This window comes from Caldibacillus thermoamylovorans (genome assembly GCF_000751775.1).
Classification (GTDB): Bacteria; Bacillota; Bacilli; order Bacillales; family Caldibacillaceae; genus Caldifermentibacillus; species Caldifermentibacillus hisashii.
The window spans coordinates 42,143-63,684 of record NZ_CCRF01000052.1; the positions used below are offsets into that span (position 1 = coordinate 42,143).

At 36.5% G+C, this 21,542-nt stretch carries 20 protein-coding genes and 1 pseudogene; 6 read left to right on the top strand and 15 right to left on the bottom strand.

The genetic code is table 11. The features are described from left to right. The first annotated feature begins 247 nt into the window (after nucleotides 1-247). The 4 genes from BT1A1_RS08910 to BT1A1_RS08925 all read left to right on the top strand — a co-directional run bounded on the left by BT1A1_RS08910 (nucleotide 248) and on the right by BT1A1_RS08925 (nucleotide 5,269). Complete coding sequence (locus BT1A1_RS08910) at nucleotides 248-1,216, top strand: bile acid:sodium symporter family protein (RefSeq protein WP_034770248.1); 969 nt, start codon at nucleotides 248-250, stop codon at nucleotides 1,214-1,216. Nucleotides 1,217-1,695: 479 nt separating this feature from the next. Then, nucleotides 1,696-3,063, top strand: a complete 1,368-nt coding sequence (locus BT1A1_RS08915) for a spore germination protein (protein ID WP_034770251.1) — start codon at nucleotides 1,696-1,698, stop codon at nucleotides 3,061-3,063. Then, nucleotides 3,060-4,154 (top strand): GerAB/ArcD/ProY family transporter, encoded by a 1,095-nt coding sequence (locus BT1A1_RS08920; RefSeq protein ID WP_034770253.1) that lies wholly within the window; start codon nucleotides 3,060-3,062, stop codon nucleotides 4,152-4,154. The genes BT1A1_RS08915 and BT1A1_RS08920 overlap by 4 nt, the downstream gene beginning before the upstream one ends. Beyond that, entirely contained in the window at nucleotides 4,154-5,269 is a 1,116-nt protein-coding gene (locus tag BT1A1_RS08925; RefSeq protein WP_034770255.1) for a Ger(x)C family spore germination protein, read from the top strand. Before BT1A1_RS08920 ends, BT1A1_RS08925 begins: the two co-directional genes overlap by 1 nt. 64 nt (nucleotides 5,270-5,333) lie before the next feature. Here BT1A1_RS08925 and BT1A1_RS08930 read toward each other — a convergent pair whose 3' ends face one another. The 12 genes from BT1A1_RS08930 to BT1A1_RS08980 form a co-directional block, all read right to left on the bottom strand. Continuing rightward, on the bottom strand, nucleotides 5,334-6,029 hold the full coding sequence (locus tag BT1A1_RS08930) for a hypothetical protein (RefSeq protein WP_034770257.1): 696 nt from the start codon (nucleotides 6,027-6,029) through the stop codon (nucleotides 5,334-5,336). Nucleotides 6,030-6,054: 25 nt separating this feature from the next. After that, nucleotides 6,055-6,942, bottom strand: a complete 888-nt coding sequence (locus BT1A1_RS08935) for a LysR family transcriptional regulator (protein WP_034770258.1) — start codon at nucleotides 6,940-6,942, stop codon at nucleotides 6,055-6,057. Between the two features lie 93 nt (nucleotides 6,943-7,035). Then, nucleotides 7,036-7,806 (bottom strand): ABC transporter ATP-binding protein, encoded by a 771-nt coding sequence (locus BT1A1_RS08940; protein ID WP_034770261.1) that lies wholly within the window; start codon nucleotides 7,804-7,806, stop codon nucleotides 7,036-7,038. A 19-nt stretch (nucleotides 7,807-7,825) separates the two neighbouring features. Beyond that, entirely contained in the window at nucleotides 7,826-8,581 is a 756-nt protein-coding gene (locus BT1A1_RS08945; protein ID WP_034770263.1) for an ABC transporter permease subunit, read from the bottom strand. 11 nt (nucleotides 8,582-8,592) lie between these two features. Further along, nucleotides 8,593-9,570 (bottom strand): sulfonate ABC transporter substrate-binding protein, encoded by a 978-nt coding sequence (locus BT1A1_RS08950; protein WP_034770269.1) that lies wholly within the window; start codon nucleotides 9,568-9,570, stop codon nucleotides 8,593-8,595. 65 nt (nucleotides 9,571-9,635) lie between these two features. Then, nucleotides 9,636-10,766, bottom strand: a complete 1,131-nt coding sequence (ssuD, locus tag BT1A1_RS08955) for an FMNH2-dependent alkanesulfonate monooxygenase (protein WP_034770272.1) — start codon at nucleotides 10,764-10,766, stop codon at nucleotides 9,636-9,638. Nucleotides 10,767-10,958: 192 nt separating this feature from the next. Beyond that, nucleotides 10,959-11,525: an NADPH-dependent FMN reductase gene (ssuE, locus tag BT1A1_RS08960; protein WP_034770274.1), complete on the bottom strand. Its 567-nt coding sequence runs from the start codon at nucleotides 11,523-11,525 to the stop codon at nucleotides 10,959-10,961. 160 nt (nucleotides 11,526-11,685) lie between these two features. Continuing rightward, nucleotides 11,686-11,844: a YezD family protein gene (locus BT1A1_RS17905; protein ID WP_197057088.1), complete on the bottom strand. Its 159-nt coding sequence runs from the start codon at nucleotides 11,842-11,844 to the stop codon at nucleotides 11,686-11,688. 106 nt (nucleotides 11,845-11,950) lie between these two features. Continuing rightward, nucleotides 11,951-12,853, bottom strand: a complete 903-nt coding sequence (locus tag BT1A1_RS08965) for a sulfite exporter TauE/SafE family protein (RefSeq protein ID WP_034770275.1) — start codon at nucleotides 12,851-12,853, stop codon at nucleotides 11,951-11,953. A 417-nt stretch (nucleotides 12,854-13,270) separates the two neighbouring features. Beyond that, complete coding sequence (locus BT1A1_RS08970; RefSeq protein ID WP_034770280.1) at nucleotides 13,271-14,182, bottom strand: NAD-dependent epimerase/dehydratase family protein; 912 nt, start codon at nucleotides 14,180-14,182, stop codon at nucleotides 13,271-13,273. 193 nt (nucleotides 14,183-14,375) lie between these two features. After that, on the bottom strand, nucleotides 14,376-15,005 hold the full coding sequence (locus tag BT1A1_RS08975) for a DUF1796 family putative cysteine peptidase (protein WP_034770283.1): 630 nt from the start codon (nucleotides 15,003-15,005) through the stop codon (nucleotides 14,376-14,378). A gap of 227 nt (nucleotides 15,006-15,232) precedes the next feature. Further along, nucleotides 15,233-16,459 (bottom strand): glycosyltransferase family 4 protein, encoded by a 1,227-nt coding sequence (locus BT1A1_RS08980; protein WP_034770285.1) that lies wholly within the window; start codon nucleotides 16,457-16,459, stop codon nucleotides 15,233-15,235. 338 nt (nucleotides 16,460-16,797) lie between these two features. Here BT1A1_RS08980 and BT1A1_RS08985 point away from each other — a divergent pair, with 338 nt between their 5' ends. After that, the gene (locus BT1A1_RS08985) at nucleotides 16,798-17,589 is read left to right on the top strand and encodes a sulfotransferase family 2 domain-containing protein (RefSeq protein ID WP_034770288.1); all 792 of its coding nucleotides are present in this window, start codon (nucleotides 16,798-16,800) and stop codon (nucleotides 17,587-17,589) included. 44 nt (nucleotides 17,590-17,633) lie between these two features. Here the strand turns inward: BT1A1_RS08985 and BT1A1_RS08990 are convergent, their stop codons facing one another. Next, a complete protein-coding gene (locus BT1A1_RS08990) occupies nucleotides 17,634-18,707 on the bottom strand; it encodes a glycosyltransferase family 4 protein (RefSeq protein WP_034770290.1) in 1,074 nt (357 codons plus the stop codon). Nucleotides 18,708-18,853: 146 nt separating this feature from the next. Here BT1A1_RS08990 and BT1A1_RS08995 point away from each other — a divergent pair, with 146 nt between their 5' ends. Further along, on the top strand, nucleotides 18,854-19,591 hold the full coding sequence (locus BT1A1_RS08995) for a glycosyltransferase (RefSeq protein ID WP_034770292.1): 738 nt from the start codon (nucleotides 18,854-18,856) through the stop codon (nucleotides 19,589-19,591). A 159-nt stretch (nucleotides 19,592-19,750) separates the two neighbouring features. Here BT1A1_RS08995 and BT1A1_RS09000 read toward each other — a convergent pair. After that, nucleotides 19,751-20,807, bottom strand: a pseudogene (locus BT1A1_RS09000) (zinc-dependent alcohol dehydrogenase family protein). A 31-nt stretch (nucleotides 20,808-20,838) separates the two neighbouring features. Further along, on the bottom strand, nucleotides 20,839-21,542 hold a 704-nt coding region (locus BT1A1_RS09005; RefSeq protein WP_419468901.1), incomplete at its 5' end, for a phosphotriesterase family protein.

Sequence of the window (21,542 nt, forward strand, 5' to 3'; positions counted from 1 at the left end):
TCATATCCAAAGGGATATAACGGTGCAAATTTTTAATAAAACATCGCGACTTTATTTAAAAACAACAACCATGCTAGCCTTGTTGGAAAATAATACTATCATTTATTAAGAACTGTCCCTTTTCCCATTGAAATTTTGACTTGAACTGTTATAATAAATTTCATTGAATCTAATCGGAATAATTAGTTTTGTATCTAGTCGGATTGTCTTCATTGACAGGCTGAAATTTTATGAGGAGACGGTTCAAATGTTACAACAAATCAATCGTATACTTGAACGGATGATGCCGTTTATTACACCGACAAGTGTTGTGTTAGGCGTCTTATTTTCTAGTATTCTGCAAGATTATACTTTTCTTGTCCCTTGGTTATTTGCTTTTATGACCTTTGAAGGTAGTCTCAGTATGAATTTTCGAGCCATCAAAGGAGCTGTTCTTCACCCGCTCCCCGTTATTATTTTGCTTTTATTTCTTCATATAGTTATGCCGTTTTGGGCGTGGTCGGTCGGACATATCGTATTTTCCGACGATATTTTTACCATTACCGGTCTTATCCTCGGCATGGTGATTCCGACTGCCATCACGAGTTTTATTTGGACGGCCATGAAACAAGGGAATACTGCATTATCGTTAGCGCTAATCTTAATTGATTCATTGCTTTCACCTTTTATCGTCCCTCTTAGTTTATCTAATTTTGTTGGGAAAAATATTGAAATGGATATCTCAAGCATGATTTCGGGATTGTTTTTTATGATTGTTTTGCCGTCCATTTTTGGGATGGTACTTAATCAGATGACAAATGGTAAAATGAGCACAGTTTGGAAGCCGAGACTCGCCCCCATTTCCAAACTATTTCTTGGATTAGTTGTTATGCTAAACAGTTCAGAAGTAGCACCATATTTTAAAAATATTGATTTAAAGTTAATTATTATTATCTGTACGGCGTTTTTTATCGCAATGTCGAGTTATTTTTTCGCTTACCTTATCAGTCGATTGTTAAAATATGATCATGAAACAATTACCGCTTTTACGTTTTTAGGTGGTATGCGCAATATTAGTGCCGGTGCTGTTATTGCCCTTTCTTATTTTCCGTCAGCTGTCGTCCTGCCAGTTGTTGTCGGCATGCTTTTCCAACAAATATTGGCATCACTTTATGCAACATTCTTAGATAAAGTATTTAGTCATCATCATAGAAAAGTAAAAAGTGTTCAAGTTTAGAAATCCGGATGTTAATTGCAAATGAAGAAGGTGCGCCGGAACACCTTCTCTTTTAATGTTTAACAAAGTTTATATTTGCCAGACAATCATTCTCCCCATCACGTTTCCCATTTTCAGTATAAATTGTGCATTTTTGTATAAACTATCCCCATCATCCCCTTTGTCCCACCTTTACGGGCAGTAGATTCCACCTCGACTTCAAATTTTTCAAGTTTACAAAGAAGATGGGGGAGAGAATCAACTGCCCGTGAAGGTCCGATTGGTCCAACTAATTACCAGTGGGAGATGCAGAATCCCCCACTGATGGAATTTTCACTTTATCCCGCACGAACGGGCATTAAATCTTCCTCTTTTACCTTTAATAAATATTTTACGTTGCAATGGTGGAAGATAAGTGCCCGTATGTGCCCAATTGGTTCAACTACTTATCAGAAGGGCTTGCCCCACCGATAGTCACTTTATAAATGAGGAGGGATAGATTGCAAACCAAAAAGAAAAAAACTACGAGTCAAACAAATTTGATTGACTTATTGGCCGAAAAGCTGGAACCAAGTTTTGATATTATCAATCAAAAATTACAAACCGACAATATAACAGTCCACCTTCTTTATTTAAAAACCGTCGTTGATAATGACCAAATCCAAAATTATATCATCAAACCTTTTTTTGAAATGGGTTCAATACAACTATTTGATTCTTACATAGCTTCTCTTCCACAAAATAACAAAATCGAAACGAACGAGAAAGTACTGTCGCAATTAAGCAGAGGAAGTGTACTTGTTCAAATACAAGAACAAAATTATTTACTTGATTTAAAAAAAATAACAACTAATTTGGTATTGGAAACAAATATCGAGCCATCAATTCAGGGACCGGAATTAGGCTTAAGTGAAGATATCCAAACGAATTTAAATATCATTCGACATCGTTATCATAATATTTCATTAAAGATTGAAACGCATCAAATTGGAACAAGTAATAATCAAACATTGGCTATATTATATGATCAAGAAAATGTCAACGATTCGGTTCTAAAAAATTTACAAGAGAAAGTGAAAAATTTGAAGCACTCTGTTATTTTATCCAGTTCAGAATTACAGCGACTTTTGAATGACAAAAAATGGACATTTATGCCGATTATGATGATAACAGAAAGATCAGATCGGGTCATCCAAAATATCGCTGGCGGAAAAGTGGTCTTAATTTTAGACGGAACCCCTAATGCAATTATTGCACCTTCCGTATTCTTTGACTTTATGACATCGATGGATGATAAGTATTTACCGTTTGGGGTTTCAAAATTTTTAAAGGTACTTCGTTATTTTGGTTTATTTATTTGTTTACTGTTACCGGGCGTTTATGTAGCAGTTACCTCCTATAACCCGGAAGTTTTGCGCTCAGAATTGGCCTTTTCTGTTGCAGGCAGTCGGGTCGGTGTTCCATTTCCTTCTTTTATTGAGGTATTATTCCTTCTCGTCTTTATGGAATTATTGACTGAGGCCAGTATTCGTTTGCCCAGAGCAGTCAGTGGAACAGCAACAACGGTTGGCGGTTTAATTTTAGGTACGGCTGCCACAGAAGCTGCCCTTACCTCAAATATTATGGTTATCATTGTCTCTGCCGTTGCGATTGCAACCTTTGCTATCCCAATTAACGAAATGAGTTTTGCGATTCGAATAGTTCGTTATGTTTTATTGTTTTTTGGGACAACTGCAGGCATTACCGGTTTAATTTTATCTTTTTTAGCATTTGTTCTCTATTTAACCAATTTGGAAAGTTTTGGTGAGCCATATTTAAAATTATTTGTTCAACGAAAAAAAGTTGAAACAAAAGGTGTCAAATCATGAAACGATATGTTTTTTATCTCATAATAGTCAATATGTTATGGTACAGTATTTCTGCAGGTCATAAAGTTTTACTTGATTTAAGAGAACAGGGCTCGCTTCTTTCAATTGTTCTATCGCCGCTTTTTGGTTTTATGTTTTTAATTGGATGGATTCACTTTTTTCAAACTATACCGGGAAAGGACTTGCCTGACCAGCTCCTAAAATATTTCCCTAAATGGTTAACAAGAACCATACTAGGAATTATTTCCATTATGTGGTTTTTTGCCGGCTTGATCTCGTTAATTTCGTTTGTTTTTACACTAAAGAGATTTCTGACACCTGAAACACCTGCAATTTTCATAACAATTATCTTTTTGACGTTCATCACATTCGGCATCCTTTTGCGGACAAAAAGTATACTTTACACGATCGAAATTGTGCTACTGATTACCTTTCCATTTTTAATTCTTCTTATTCTTAAAGCATTAACTAGCAGCGAATTTGAACTTGATTTTGTTAAGGAAGCAGTCATGCATATCAATCATTTTCCAAGTTTCTCAGCGATCGCTAATTCATTCTATGTATATTTAGGAGTATCAAATTTAATTATTTTTAACAATCAGTTTCAGCAACATGACTTTACGTTTAAATGGAAAGATTATCTGATTGCTGTATTACTCTGCCTTGGTACATTGTTTGTTAGCTTTTTCATTCCTATTGGACTTCTCGGTTATGAAAATATCGATACGATTCCTTATCCGATGATGACTGCCAGTGATACGCTTAGAATGCCACTTGGAATTATCGAGCGTGTACTTTATATTGCATTAACCGTTTCCATCTTCACTACATTTTTAAGCATTCTTGTTCATTGGCATGTTGTCGTTCAAATAGCAAAAAAGTTGATAATGACAAAGAAAAATATTCACCAACCGATAAATTGGTTACTCGGGTTAATTATTGGAACGTTTTGGATAATTAGTATTTATTTGATTAACGTGATTAATGAATATCAGTTGATAACCTTTTCTAAGTTATTTAATAACATGTTGCCGTTTTTCTTTTTTACAATGATACTGCTTTTCCAATATTTAAAAAGGAGAGCAAGATAATGAATAAGCGATTTAGATTTGTTCACTTTCTTTTCATCCTTTTCTTGAGTATTTCGTTTCTATCAGGATGTTCCTTTCGTGACATTGATAATAGAGCGTTTGTCTTAGCGATTGCAGTGGATGATTCCGGTGACACGAAGAAACCATATAAAGTAACAATAAAGGTAGTTATACCATCCGGGAATATTAAACAAGAAGGGGTAAAATATGCGTTTTTTTCAGAAAAGGGCGTGAGTATATCAGAAGCATTAGCATTAATAAGAGCTACCATTGATAAGGATATTGATTTTTCTCATACAAAAATTATTATCGTAAGTAAAAGTTTATTAGACCGAAACTTGGGAAATGTAACAGATTTTTTCCATCGGAGAAGAGATATTCAATTAGTGTCTTGGATTGGTATTGCCGAAAAAAGAGCCAAGGATATACTTAAAATGGAACCAAAATCACAATCATCAGTCACAACACCGTTATTCAATTTCTTTAGCAGAACAGCGGTTCAATCACCTTATATCACTCCGATGTATTTGTTTGATTTCAGGAGACAGCAAATTGAAACCGGCATTGACCCCGTTTTACCGATTATAAAAATTGATAAAAAAGAAAAAAGATGTGTTATCCATCGTGCTCTTGTTATCGGAGACGGAAAGTATGTCGAGTTAACTCCTCAACAAACGATGATATATAATATTTTACGAGGGAATATAGAAAGATTTAATGCAGAAATAAAAGAAAAAAATGGGAAATTTAAATATGGGGTATTTATTGATTCAACGAGTATTTACTATAAAATTAATCGTGAAAATAGTAAACAACCGATTATAAATTATAAAATTCGCCATCAAGGCATTCTTGAAGAATCATCCAAGTATACGGAATCGAACCTCCTTAAGGAATATGGGAAAGAAACAAGTAAAATAGCCAAAAAAATGATTTTAGAATTATTAACTTATTTTCAAAAACAAAATGTTGACCCACTTGGATTTGGCTTACGTTATAAAGCAACAAATCTTCATACAGGTGATACGTATAAAGAATGGGAAAGCTTATATCCACAGGCGAAATTCACTTTAGATATTAATGTAAATATTATAAGTACCGGAAAGATGGAATAATCATTGTTCAACATAAAGTCTGTAAGAATACCGCCCCTACAGACTATTTTTTTGCATCAAAAAATTATTTCTTTTTCACTCCAAACTGTACCATCCATTCGTCATTTTGGTAAAAAATTCCCGTACCGAAATATCCGAGCTGGAATAACTCCTTCTGTCTTCCGTAATCGGACATATTGACGGAAAAATCCACAAGTTCAAATTCAACCGATTCCTTTTGAAAATCTTTAAAAAATGTATAGCGCAGTTTTCCGTTATATTGCTCTTTTAAATCTACGATGGAAAAACCGAGAAAAAATTTATCTTTTAAACTTGGAATATTGAATGGAGCAACCGTAGATAAAACATAACGGAAACGTTTTCGATCAATTGTTTCCATTATTTTTTCCCCTAATAACTTTTGTAATCCCGACCCGCGATAATCCGGATCAACATTAGTAACTACCGAAAAGAGCGTGATTGGCAATTCTTCTTTCAAGATTCCCACCTCTAGGGCAATCTTTTCTTCAAGCGAATCCGGTGAAGAAAAGATTCGAAAGGCGACAAGACGGTCTTGGACAAATACACCAAGCATGATTCCCTCTTTTTGGAAAATGTCGATGAATTGTTCTTTACTTGTATGTTCTAAAAACTCCGGAGAAGGTAAATGGTCAATTACTTTTGATTGTAATTGACTCATCGTATCTAAATCATCCACCGTCAATGTTCTGACAATAAACGGCTCACCATTTTGAAGAATTCCTGTGGTAATTTCTGCCATGCATTTCCTCTCCTTTCACTAAGTTTTATAGTATGTTGGAAAAAAAGTGTATTAATGTATCTACGTTTTTCCTTAAAAAGCGCTGCGGTTTTTGTACCATCCATAAATTTCTGTGAATATGAATGTCTTTTATTTTAACTTCTGCAAGTTCATCATGTTGCAGTTCTTTTTCCACTGTAATTCTCGGTAAGATGCTAATTCCTAATCCTGCTTCAACCGCACTTTTAATCGCTTGGGTACTGCCGAGCTCCATATAACTTTGAATTTTATTCAGTACTCCAAATTCTTTCAATGCTTGTTCCACGATTAATCTTGTTCCGGAAGTTGATTCACGCCAGATCATATGTTCCTTCGCTAATTCTTCAATATCAATATATTGTCTTTTCGTCCATGGGTGGCCGGTTGGACAAACTAAGATCAGTTCATCGTCCGCAAATTTTTCCACTGTAAAATGTTTGTTTTCAACTACCCCTTCAACAAAAGCAATATCAATAACATCATTAGAAAGTTTCTCGAGAATATTCGGTGTATTTCCGATTTCCAGCAATAATCTTACGGATGGATGATTTCGTTTGAAAACTCCGAGAATTTTAGGTAAAAAATATTCCCCAATCGTTAATGATGCACCAACATGAAGTTTCCTATCGTCATTCCCGATGAGTTGCTGGATGGTTTCTTTTGAACGGTTGTAGTCTTTTACAATTTCTTTTGCGTACGGATACAGGGTTTTCCCGGCACTAGTTAATTTTAGTTTCCCGTCAGTCCGATCAAACAAAAGCGTTCCATACGTATTTTCCAATTGATGCATTTGTTTTGTTACGGCCGGCTGAGATAAGCCACTCAACCGTGCCGCTTGACTAATACTTCCCTCCTCAACTACCAAACAAAACAACCGTAAACTGTCGATATTCACGAAATTCGCCCTACCTCTCGCCTATCTTCTACTTAAATTATAGCAGAACCGGGCAATCATTATTAGGATAACGTTAATTTTCTTTTATATTTTTCATAAGTTAACTGTACGTTCTGCATTATATACAGCATTTTCTCTTTTTCCCAAAATTCTATTTAGAATTTGATTAACTAATTTAGAGAATTGCGGGTGATCCCTTTGTCGCGGATAAGGTAATTGAACAGGTTGATCCATTACGATTCGCCCTTCTTCAATTAATATGACACGATTGGCCAAAGTGACTGCTTCCTCAACATCATGGGTGACTAAAATAGCAGTCAATTGCTTTTCCATCCATAGATCTCTAATTAAGTCCTGCATTTCAATTCTTGTCAATGCATCTAGTGCTCCAAGTGGTTCATCAAGTAAAAGAAGTTCCGGTTCATGAATAAGAGCTCTTGCTAATGCAACCCTTTGTTGTTGCCCGCCTGATAATGCAGACGGCCATTTGTTTGCATGTTCTTTTAATCCAACCTTTTCTAATAAGGAAATAATTTCATTTCTTTTTTCAGTAGTTTTCAAACCTAATCCGATATTTTCATAAACCTTTTTCCATGGTAACAACCTGCCATCCTGAAACATCATTTTTACCATACCATTTCTGCCATTAAGCTTTTCCTCTTTTACGAATATATTTCCTGATTGGATTTGCTCGAGCCCGGCAATAATTCTTAATAGCGTACTTTTTCCACATCCGCTCCTACCGACAATCGCAATGAATTCCCCTTTATTCACTCGTAAGTTAATATCGTTTAATACGACTTTTTCTCCGTATGTCTTTTGAACTTTTACTAATTCCAATACAGGTTCATTCCCCATTCCCATCTTATTGACCTCCAAATCCTTATTGATAACTTGGATTCCATTTTAAACTCTTTTTTTCAATTATTTTTGCGATAACATCTGAAAACTTACCTAATAAAGCATAAAGAATAATACTTAACAAAACAATGTCCAATTGCATAAATTCCCTTGCATTCATCGCCAGATATCCGATCCCGGAATTTGCTGCAATCGTTTCTGCAACGATTAATGTAACCCAGGCAGTCCCTAACGCAAAACGCACACCCACTAAAATTGACGGCAAAGAGGCAGGAAAAATGACATTCCAAAACAGACTTAATCCCTTTAACTCATATACCTTTGCCATCTCTACCAGAGAAGAATCTACATTACGGATCCCATGAAAGGTATTAATATAGATTGGAAAAAAGGTCCCTAAGGCAACTAGAAATATTTTCGATTCTTCTTCAATCCCAAACCATAAAATAACTAGCGGCAGTAAAGCCAAATGAGGAATATTTCTGACCATTTGAATACTTGAGTCAATTAGCGATTCTGACAGCTTTGACAATCCATTTATCAAACCGAAAAAAAATCCAATGCCACCGCCGATGATAAATCCCCAAAAAACTCTTTTCAAACTAATCCATACATCAGAAATTAATTGTCCGTTTAAAGTCAATTCATGTGCAGATATAACGATTTCTATTGGACTGGGTAAAACTCTTGATGAGATGATACCTAAAGTCGATAAAGCCTGCCAAATAATTATTAACGTAGTTGGTATTATCCAAGGCAGTAACTTTTTTCCATTCATATTAAGACCTCCTATGAATCAACTTTTAATAATGCTTCAGATGTATCAATTTTTTTCGGAATTAATTGTAGTTCATAAAATTTATCAGCAATTTTTTGTTGTTCTTCAATAGTTTTCTTCGTTATCTTTTCAATACCAAATGTCCTTCTTTCTAGAACTTTTTCCAATGTTTCTGCTTCAATTCCTAATTGTGGTGATAGAAATGCTGCTACTTCTGCTTTATTTTCTATTGTTTTTCTTTCTGCTTTTTCGATTTCTTTATAAACGATATCCAATAGTTCTGAATGCTTTTCTGCAAAGGATTTTGAAGCTAGGAAAAATTCACGATTCTGGACCAACCCGGTTCCATCGACTAAAATACGTGCACCTGTTTTGGCTTCTGCTTCAGCAAAAAAAGGATCCCATATTACCCATGCATCGACAGAACCTTGCTCAAAAGCAGCTCTGGCATCGGCCGGAGCTAAAAAAACCGGTTCAATTTCTTCATATTGAATCCCGTATTCTTCTAATGCCTGAACAAGCAAATAATGAACATTCGATCCTTTATTCAATGCAATCTTTTTTCCCTTTAAATCTTTCACACTTTGAATAGGAGAATCTTTCGGAACTAAAATTGCTTCACCTTTTGGATTAGTAGGTTCATTGGCAAAGTACACGATTGGAGCACCAGCCGCTTGAGCAAAAATCGGCGGTGCTTCCCCTGTATGACCTAAATCTAAACTACCAACATTTAATGCTTCAAGTAATTGCGGTCCTCCGGGAAACTCGGTCCATTTTACTTTATAGCCTTTAGGTTCTAACACTTTTTCCAGCGTTCCTTCTGCCTTAAGAATGTTTAATGTGCCAAATTTTTGAAAGCCGATTCGAATAATTTTATCTGTTGCATCTTTCTCCTTAGATGAAGCCGTTTGGTCACACCCTGTTAAAGTAATGAAAGAAATTGTTATTAGTAAAAAAGAAAGAAGTAGTGTCCTAGTTTTTTTTATCATTTTGTTTCCCCCGAAATATTAAAATATCTTTGTTTCAAATAATCATTCCTAAACAATAGTGTTCTTTACTTTATCGGTATTTGTTGATTGGCTATTATTTCACCAAATGGACTAATAAATACTTTTTCATTTTGTTTGCTTACGTTTTGAATTGACAGCTTAGGAAATAATAATTCCGCTGTCCGGTAAGCTTCTTCTAAATGCGGATAACCTGATAAAATAAATGTTTCAATTCCTAAATCAGCATACTCTTGGATTCGCTTTGCAACTGTATCCGGATCACCGACAAGCGCTGTCCCTGCACCACCTCGGACAAGACCGACACCTGCCCAAAGATTAGGACTGACCTCCAAATTTGACCGGTCACCTTTATTAAGTGCCGTCATTCTTTTTTGTCCTACCGAATCCATTCTTGCATATACCTTTTGTGCGGCATTAATCGTTTCGTCGTCAACATAGTTGATTAACTTTTCTGCTGCTTGCCAAGCTTCTGTTTCGGTTTCCCTAACAATAACATGCAAACGGATGCCAAATTTTACTTCTCTACCTCTTTCTTCAGCCAGTTTCTTCATTTTCAGAATTTTCTTCTCTACTTGCACAGGTGGTTCTCCCCAAGTTAAATAGACATCAACATGATCTGCTGCCACCTTCATTCCCGCTTCTGATGAACCTCCAAAATATAATGGTGGATAAGGTTTCTGGAGTGGTGAATATAGAACTTCTGCCCCTTCTACATGCAAGTATTCTCCTTGGAAATCAAACTTTTCTCCTTCTAACGTCTTTCTCCATATTGTTAAAAATTCATCAGTTAAATTATAACGAGCATCATGTTTTAGAAATAATCCCTCCCCAGCTAATTCAATAGGGTCACCACCTGTCACAACATTTATTAATAATCTGGCACCGGATAAGCGATCAAATGTTGCTGCCATCCTTGCCGCAACTGTTGGTGACATCAAACCCGGTCTGACTGCTACTAGAAATTTCAGCTTTTCTGTAACGGGAATTAGACTGGAGGCAACCACCCAAGGATCTTCGCATGATTTTCCAGTAGGAATTAATACGCCTTCATATCCTAAACTATCTACGGCCTGTGCAATTTGACGGAAATAAGCGTAGTTGGCAGCTCTGCCTCCTTTTCTTGTTCCTAAATATCGACCATCTCCATGTGTAGGAATAAACCAAAAAATTTTCAAAGTTCCTCATCCTTTCATATATAATGATACTTCCATCAAGGGTTTTTTCTTTATCCCACTGATGATTAGTTAAACCAATCGGATCTTTGCGGGCAGACCGTGCTCCTATCTCTTTGTAAACTCGAAAATCTTGAAGTGGAGATCTTACTGCCCGTTAAGGTGGGAAAAAAATTTTGAAGACAATTGCCTGCTTTACGAATCAATTTGAGTTAATACCGGAATGTCTTTTTCTGTTTTATTAACTGAGTCAACAAAATAATAAAGTTGTTTTTTGATTCGTTTATATAGCTCGTCATCGGTGATTGGATTCTCGTAAATCTTTTTATCAATTTGTTTATCCAATAGATAAATACCTTTTAAACATATCCCTTTCAACGTGGTAAGAACCGGTTTTAATGTATATTCGATCGCAAGCAAATGCGCCGGACTACCACCTGTCATAATGGGCAGAACGGGTTTATTTTTTAAAACATCTTGGGGCATTAAATCAATTAACGCCTTTAATACACCGGTATAGGCTCCTTTATAAACAGGTGAGCCAACAATGATACCCGATGCCTGTTGTATATCTTTTGAAATTTTTTGGATTTCTTCATTATCATATAGACCACTAAATAAAACTTCAGCGGATATATCCTTTACTGATATATGTGTGACCAAATATCCTTCTTTTTCTATGAGCTGACCTAAAAAATGAAGAACATGCTCAGAACTGGAATTTCGAGAAGGACTTCCCGAAATAATGACAATACTACTCACAAAAATCATCTCCCTTTATTATTTAAAACAAAAAGGACACAGACTTGATTGATATAGTAGTAAATATCAATCATTCTGTATCCTTTGGTGGTCCAATCGGATAAACGTATGAAATTGTATTAGGAATTGTGTTTCGTTCCTTTCAATGTAGTGTTTGAGATTACGATTTGTTTACTTTCGCCAAGGTAAATCGCTTCTTTTCCGTCTTGTCGATTTGGGTAATTTCACCGGCATGGACGGTAATATTTAACGAGCCATATTCCATGTTTTCCAACAGGGAAATGATATATTTCAGTTTTAACTCATCCAATTGTTTCATTAAAGTCCCCTCCACCTTTAAGGTAATGTTTGATTCCACCGTTACCTGTGCTATATATAGATGAATTGCGTGATTACCAATTGTTTCCTGCCATTCTACCCGATAATTACGCCTCGACATCTAAAGGTAAATCTGCTTCGGAAGCTTTTCTGTCCAGGTTATATTTATATATGGCATATCCAACCGCCGCAATCCAAGTTACGATAATCAAACCGTATAAAACCGGATAAATCGAATCATCGGATATCCAAGTGGAAAAGATTGTTCTCGCATTTGTTAAAACAATAAATCCGCCCACTAAAGTACCCATTATTTGTGTAGGGACAATACGCACAAGCCATGCTGCCAGCGGTGCCGCCAAAACGCCTCCGATCATTAGCGCAATCACCCACACCCATTCAATCAGTTCTGAACCGAGAGATAGGAAAAAACCTAATGAAGCGGATAAAGCAATGACAAATTCACTTGTATCCACCGTACCGACAGCTTTTCTCGCACTCATTCCTTTTTTAGAAAGTAAGACTGGTGTTGTGATTGGTCCCCAGCCACCGCCGCCGGTTGCATCAAAAAATCCGCCGATAAAACCTAGAGGGATGGATTGCTTATAGGACAACTGAACATTTTTCTGTTCTTCCATTTTTTTATAGATAAATAGAAAACGAATTAGAATATATACGCCTAATAGTAATAAAAATAATGAAACATATGGCTTAATGACATCACCGGGTAAATTACTTAAAAATGTTGCACCTAAAAAAGCTCCAATTGCTCCCGGGATAATCAGGCGAAAAACCATCTTTTTATCGACATTGCCAAATTTAATATGAGAAGCGCCCGATGCGGCAGTCGTCACCAATTCAGCTAAATGCACAGATGCGGATGCCGCCGCAGGATTCACACTAAAGGCCAATAACAAAGTTGTCGAAGTGACACCATAAGCCATTCCTAACGCTCCGTCAATCAGTTGTGCGAAAAAGCCGACAATTGCAAACACAATTAATTTGCTCATCCTTGTTTCCTCCTTCATTTGCCCCACAATACCTATTTAGCTACTTACGGCTTTAAAATTTTCTATGTATTATATTCAGCGTATAAAAAAATGTTATAGGGTATTTTACTGAGTTATATTTTAATCATACTATTCCGACCTGTCAACTATTTTTTAAGTGGATTTTGAAAATTTATTTTATACGGTAAGTATAAATTTTCAGTAAAGGTACGAATTCGACGCAGATGGAAATTTTGAACTTACGTATAAGGGCACAAGAAAAAGCTGCGATCCGATATACCGCAGCCAAAAAAATTTAATATCACGTCACTAGTAGCCTAAACATTTTGACGCCCAAGTTTTTTATTGAAATGTTGAAATCAAAACGTTGCAATCGTTTTTTTCAAGGGGGATTACAATAAAACGGTCCCCAAATCATTAGCTAAAAACGTATTGATATGTTTCCGCTAATCCGCTATGAATATCTATTTTTGGTTTCCATTTAAGCCATTTTTTTGCTTTTTGATTATCCAGACAACTATCTTGAATATCTCCTTTTCTCGCTGCGGAATAGCGAACCGACACCGGTTGCTTGTGTAATTGCCTGAGTATGTTTACAATTTGGTTGACGGATGTACTTTGAGCTGTGCTTATATTAAAAATATCCCGATTTCCCCGTTCAATGGCGGCCAGATTCGCTTGAACAATGTCCTTAACAAAAATGAAATCTCTTGTTTGTTCTCCATCACCATGAATATTTAATGGTTTTTGCTTCTTTAATTGATCAAGGAATACAGCAATGACACCTCCTTCTCCTTTCACGGTTTGCCGTGGTCCATACACATTACCATAACGGAGAATCGTAAAAGGAATATCGTACAGAGACGAAATCAATTGAATATATGTTTCTGCTGTACGTTTCGATAATCCATAAAAAGAAACGGGTTCAGCCAAGTCCTTTTCACTTATTCGATCTCTCACAATGTTTCCATATACCGCTGAAGTGGAAGAAAATATAAGTTTTTTTATATCGTGATTACGACAAGCTTCTAAAATATTGATTGTCCCGTTAATATTCGTATCGGCATCCACTCTAGGTTCATTCATCGATTTTGAAACATCGGCTTGTGCGGCTAAATGAAAAATCACATCCGGTTTTTCTTCTTGAATCCATTGTCTCGTTTCGTTTCCGCGTATATCAAATTTATACAAATGTGCAAGTGGCGATAAAAAATCCCGTTTTCCCGTAGAAAAATTATCGATTACATGTACGTCATATTCTAACTTAACGAGTTGATCAACGAGATGTGATCCGATAAAACCTGCTCCACCCGTAACTAGAACTTTCATTCTATGTCTCCTCTCCAACGTATTTATCCCGCACGAACGGTCACTAAATCTTCCTCCTGTGACTAAAAGAAAATCAAAGATGTAAAGGGCGAAGATAAATGCCCGATTGGTTCTCCTAACCATCAATGGGGTGAAGAAACCCCCACTGCTGGAAGTCTCACTTTATCTCACCTTAACGGGGAAGTCCAATGAGTTATTTCATTAAGGAAACACCTTGGAAAATTTTTGCCCAATATGGATCATTTTCATCCCAAATTTCTTTATTTGGCAGTTCAACAAGAGTTACTGAGGAAAGCGGATACGGTTTTTCAATCATATGACTTATGTTTTTATGGTGGACTAATAGAATGTGAAAATCTCCGGCTACCATATTGGACAAAATCGTCTCCAATTCTTTTACATCTTCAAATTTTGCTTCATTTGCTTCAGTTCGGATGAATAAAATTCGTTTACTCGTATTCATTTTTTCAAGAAACCGATTAATTCTTCTGTCATATTTTGCTTTTACTTCCGCATACCCGCCTAAATGAGTTAATGTGTTTTTATCGGTTTTAAAATCATGGTTAAAGCCAATATCATAAACAAAGTCATGAACATATAAATCTGTAGGCGAGAGATAGCGGTCGGGTTTTAAATGATTGATATTCAAAAAATCGGAAAAACGGTTTTTAATCAGCAAATTGACTTTTGATAATTGTGGGGAACCAACCCAATCCAGCACACCCGAAAACGGACGTAACTGAAACTTCCGCAATTGCATGGCAGCTAAACAAAGATGCCCTAAACTGAAAATGGAATCATACGTACCCTTTAATTTATGCAAAACTTGTCATTCTCCTTTATCCAACCTCGGGCAGAATAAAGACCTCCACCTCAAGGTTTTCGAATATACAAAGAAGATAGGTGGAGTATGAACTGTCCCATGCGTCCGATTCGTTCAACATTTTACTTATCAAATAAATTTCTTGTTTTTTTACCCACCTCACATCTTTTAAATTTATATTATGTTCGCTCTGATTTTTCGTATATAGCATTTGACCAAAATAGCCTTTAATTTTTGTTCACTTCGTCAATCTTGGTTTTTCGTAAAAAAATTGCCTGTTCATAAATATTTACTATTTTTTCAATCGCTTGATTTAATGACCAATGTGTCAGTGCCCAATCTTTTGCCCTTTTACCTAAATTAGCAAGATACTGCTCATGTTCCAGTAAATATTCGATATGGACAGCAAGCATTTCCTCATCACCGGGTGGCGTTAAGACACCGGTCATCCCATGTTCAATCATTTCTGGCACACCACCGACATTGCTGGCAATTACCGCTTTCCCGGCAAGTTGTGCTTCGATAACAGATAATGGCTGATTATCGATTAATGTCGGGAGAACGAGGATATCGGCGAGTGATAATAGATATGGTATATCCTTTCTTTTTCCGAAAAAAGACACCTCATTGTCCAGCCCAAGTAACGCTACTTGTTTTTGTAACACTTGATCTTGCGGACCATCCCCGACGATCCAACAAACCCAATCATGTCTCTTCTTTTTCAGTCGAGCTAATGCACCAATCAAATGATGGACTCCTTTCATCTCAGAAAGTCTTCCGGTATAGATGATTACTTTTTGTGTGAACGGTTTTTGGATTGGTGATGGATGATTCATTTGCTCCAAAAAAGTCTCGATATCATAGCCATAGTGATGAATTTTAAGTTGTGAAACGGGGACATTATATTCTTCAACTAAAATATTTTTCATCCAGTTATTGGCGATAATCGTTATTTCACCGGCCGTTGCGCCATTAAATTCTAGATTTCCAAAATAACTGTCACCGTGGGAAGAAACCGGATTCTTTGAACGATAATACGCTTCTAAAATTTCATGGGCAACACATCCGTGCAGTGTGGCCACCAATGCAGTATGTTTTGCACGAATTCGATTGAAAATAACGGCAGAGAACACATCTTGGCAATGGATTAAATCATAATTTCCGATTCCAAGTATTTTTGCCGCAAGTTCATAAAAATACATGCGTTCTTCATAATAATGAATGACAGAATCCAACACCATTGCCGGAAAAGCTTGTTTAATTTCACCTAGAAAAAAACGTTTATTTACTTTTTGATTTTTATTATAGATATAAACAAAATTCCCTTGATCCCCGTAACCGAAAAGATCAACTTCATGACCGAGTGATTCCAGTCTTTCTTTCAATTGTTGCATATACTTCCATACCCCTCCTGTATGAGGAATTTCCCAGAAGGTCGCAAGCAAAATTTTCATATTACGTTCCACCTCATTACTTTTCCATAAACTTTTGGCTGTCCTTAAAGTATCATATTCAAGAGGAAAAGAAATCGGTATGACCAACATGGAATTTCGAGACCACTGTGTAGAAGTGCTAAATAATAATAAGATTACTTTCTTAACATGTATTTTTGTGGCCTATCCTTCTATATATTGTGTAAGTGGACTTATTCGAATTGTTTTTCAGTGGCCTCGGAGTTTCTTTCTTTCAAATTACAGATTTTCTATGTACCCGTCCCTTGCAAAATACTAGCTTAAGCATAGATTAAATAGAAAGCATATTGAAAATAATTTTCAAAAGGAAGTGACACACAGTGCAAAGTAAAGAAGTTAGAGTGGAAAATGTAGTAAAAAAACGTTTGCCACATTTTCACCCTAATTTTCCAATTATTTTATTCTGGAGTCAAAAAAGCGGATGTACTACTTTCTTAAAATGGTTTTTCTTTCAAGTCGATCTGCTTGAGGAAGCTATTGACTACAATCCTTGGGTACATTTTTATGAGAATGAAGTCTATAAGCAGAAACCGACTTATATGCAGGATGTAATAGACCATCTTTTGACGAAAAAAAAAGATACATTGAAACTTGTTCGCAACCCGTATAAAAGAGCAGTCAGCCAATTTTTAATCCTTGCCACATCGAAAGGAAATCAACATTGGGAAAAAGAATGGGAAAAAATCCGCGAATTTTTTTATCATGATAAAAACAGTACGAAAGGCATTACATTCAAGCAATTTTTACATTATATCCAAGAGGCTGAAGGTTATGACAGCCATTTCGCCCCACAATATGAACCTGGGGAAGAAGAATTTGTTGATCAGTATATATATCTTGAAACTTTCCAGAAGCAAATAAAACAAATCGAAGACAAATATAAACTGAAAAGCTCAAATCTGCTTGAATTATCAAAATCAACTCATCACCTATCTCCAGCAATGAAGCTAAAAGGAAACTTTGCCGATAAAGAAATATCAGAATCCACCTTTATTACTACAGGCAAATTTCCAACTTATAAAAGTTTTTATGACAAAGAGGCCATTCAGTTGGTCAATACCGTGTTTTCCAACGATTTTGAAGTTTATGGCTATAAAAAATTAAAGAAGTAACATAGGACCCGGTGAGATCCTGCAAGATCCATGTTCAATATCATTCAATTAACACCAATAGCTTGAAGCATATTCCGGAAATGCGTTCCATAAAGTTCAGGACTAAAATTCACTTTCACATGTTCATAACCTTTTGAACGGATATGTTCACGAATCTCAGTATTGTTCATTAATTCGACCGCTTGAGTAACTGCTTCAGAAATATTGCCGATTGTATAATATTTACCTGTCTCATTATGAATAATCGAACTTCTTACGCCATCAGAATCGGTCGTAAGGATTGGACATTTACAACTCAAAGCTTCAAGAATGGCGTATGGGGCTCCTTCCACTTTTGATGTTGAACAAAGAAAACCGCCGGAGTCCCCTATACGAGAATAATATTCTGCCATATTTTCATTCGGAACATTTGCATGCAAAGTTACATGATTTTGCAAATTCAACCGGCTTATTGTTGCTTCAAATTTTTGTCGTTCCCTTTGTGTACTTAACGTAGGATCCTCGAACATATATAATTGAATGTTCGGATTAACCTTCTCAATTAACTTTGCACCAATAAAAAGAAATTCCCGCCAATTTTTATTGTCCTCAATCCGGCCGATCCAAGCGACAATCGGATGGGGATGGCCGGTTGTCTTTTGGTAAGAAAATTTCGTCGTATCAAAGCAATTATTAAATTGGAATTTCGGTACGGTCGGAAATAATTCATGAAATAGCTGTTCAATATGTGGGGTTTTCGGATTTAACAAGCCATCAGCATACCGGGTTACGAGCGGAACGACACTTTGAAACACTTTCCGGGCGACGTGTTTGGGGCCGTAACCTTGTACTTCGATAATCATTTTTCCTTGATACCCGAGCGATTGAAATCTTGGTAATGCTTGAAAGTCGGACGTAATGACAATGGCTTGATATTTGCCTGTCTCCAATATTTGTTTTATTTCCTGATCATTATTTGTAATGAAGACAGGGGCAGCATGATCATTTAGTAAATCCCGTCTATTTTCATAGTAAAGGAAATGACAATTCATTCCAATCTTTTTCAGTGCCAGGCTTCTTTGACGATTTAATGTTTCAACACCCCCACTCGGCACATAATAAACGAAAAGTATATTCATTGTATCCTCTCCTGTTTTTTACAAATATGCCTTATATCACCATATGCCGTAAAACTCGAATGGTGTAATGATTGTGTCAGCCCACGCTTTATTCTTTTACCGGAATATTTTAATATGAGAAACATGAACGGAAAGGGAGTGATTATTTGGTAGAAAGGAATGAGACCGTCAGTATATTGATTCCGTTTTATAATTGTCCCTATGTTGGGCAAGCGGTTCAGAGTGCATTAGCTCAAAGCTACCCTCATATAGAAGTGATTGTTATCGATGACGGCTCAACCATGTATAAAGAACGCATATCCTCTTATCTATCAAGAATTACGTATTTGGAAAAAGAAAATAACGGAGTCGCTTCGGCAATGAATTTTGGAATTAAACAGGCAAAGGGCGATTATTTCGTGTGGTTAAGTTCTGATGATACAATTCATCCCGATAAAGTCCGGCATCAACTGAACTTTATGCAAAGAAAAAATGCATTTCTTAGCTGTACAAATTTTAATACAATGAATAAAAACAGCGAAATTATTAAATACAATGCCGGTCTTCATTTCAACAATGATTTAGAGCTCCTGAAATTATTGCAAAATTATAATCCAATTAATGGCTGTACGGTGATGTTTTCGAAAAAAGTGACAGAAACAGTTGGACTTTTTAATGAAAAACTAAAATATGCGCAAGACTATGAATATTGGCTTCGGGTCGCTTTACAATATCCAGTTCATTATTTCCCAATGACTCTAACAAACTACCGGATTCATGATGATATGGGGACGCTTCGGCATAAAGAAGAAATCACAAATGAATTCCATTATGTCAGAGATCAATATCATGATGCAATTGGAAATTTGATAAACATACGGTCTAATAATCAGTTGAATCAATAAATCCTTAAAAATAGAAAACTGTCCAATCGCATCCCTTTGAGAATGAACGGATTCTCTAGGATTTTGGACAGTTCATTTTTTATCTTGAAATCAGCTTGTTGCATTTTTTAGCTTATAAGAGGTTACCACTATTATAGCCAACACCTTCAAATAACAATTTTAACTAAAATCTGTTATGATATTAAATCCATATGTCTGATAATTTGACATGTCGTTAAATACATCCGTTACATCGTTTAGAGAGATTTCACGAGATACAAGTGATTTTGGATCTAATTTCCCTAGGGCGATTAGTCGCAACAATCCATCATATTCGGTACGGGGATTTCCCAGACTTCCAATCACTTCCAATTCCATCATTGTCACCATATCAATGGGAATGTCGACAACCCCAGATTCATTGCTGGTTGTAAGTCCGATTTGGACATGGCGACCGCCCTTTCTAAGCGATAAAATCGAATTTACAATCGTTTCTTTTATACCAAGTGCATCAATGGAAGCATGGGCACCTCCTTTTGTGATTTCCTGCACAGCTTCGGGGACAACTTCCTTACGAGCATTAATTGTGACCACTGCTCCCTCTTTTTGTGCCATTTCCAGCTTTTTATCATCAATATCAACGGCAATAACTTGTGCCCCTAAAGCGTTGGCGACTTGAATTGCGGATAAGCCGACGCCGCCGGAACCATTTACAACAAGCCAATCACCGGGACGTATATTTGTTTTGACGACGCCGTGGAACCCGGTCATATATCGACAGCCAATGGCAGCAGCCGTTATCGCATCAACTTCATCAGGGAGTTGAACCAAATTAAAATCACCTTGTGAGATGCGAATATATTCTGCATAAGCACCGTCATTGACCATCCCGTGCACTCTTACATGTTCACATAGATTAGATCTGCCGCTTAAACAGTAGGAACAATGTGCGCAGGATTCATGAAACGGTGTTGTTACACGATCTCCCGGTTTGAAATTTTTGACATCTTTCCCAACTTCGACAACAACGCCTCCCATTTCATGTCCCGGAATAATCGGTAACTCCGGTTTAATACCAAGCCACCCCATATCTCCCATCCATGCATGCCAATCACTGCGACATACACCACTTGCCTCTACTTTTACAATCACATCATGCGGTCCCGGCGTCGGATCAGGAACCTGCCTGCCCCACCCGTAATGGCTTTTTCAATTCTACTATTTGTGCATCTTTCATATACTTCTCCCCTTTTAATGATGATTATAATTTAACGGACGACCTTTTCAATTTCATCTTTTGTTCGATTTAGGATTGAATCACCTCCAAAAATAGCTTGCGGGTTTTTTACCAAAATCGTTTCAATTTGCTCGTCCGTAACACCACCACGATTTAATGCAGGAATAATATTTTCAAAGATATGACCAACATGCCAATTTTCCACCAAACCAATCATGCTCTCTGGAAACTCAGGTGGTTTCCCTAACCAAACATTAACAGTATCGTGGGACATCATTAATTGATTTGCATAGCCTAAACCAATCAAACCAATTAACGTTCCGATTCGCTCTCGATCCATTGGGGCACCGACAAATTTTTGAATACCGAAGCGGTCAAAACCGACATATACACCTTGGTCAAGCGTACGGAGATGATAACTGATATCGGTATTCCCGCACATATGGCCAATAAGAATTCGCTTCGGATCTGCTCCTTCTGAAATTAGTAATTCTGCTTGTTCAGGCCCCATTGTCCCTTCTTGTGTGTGGGTAATAATTGAGATGCCAGTTTCCTTTTGAACTCTAGCTGCCGCCCTGAAAAACTTTTGCTCATAATCTGTTATTCTATCTTTACTAGAACCTAGTTTGATAACTCCTGGCTTCAGACCGGTTTTACCAACACCGTTTTGAATTTCACTCATAAACATTTCATAGATTTCCTCTTCTGCAGTTCCAAGCCCTTGTTTAAATTTAA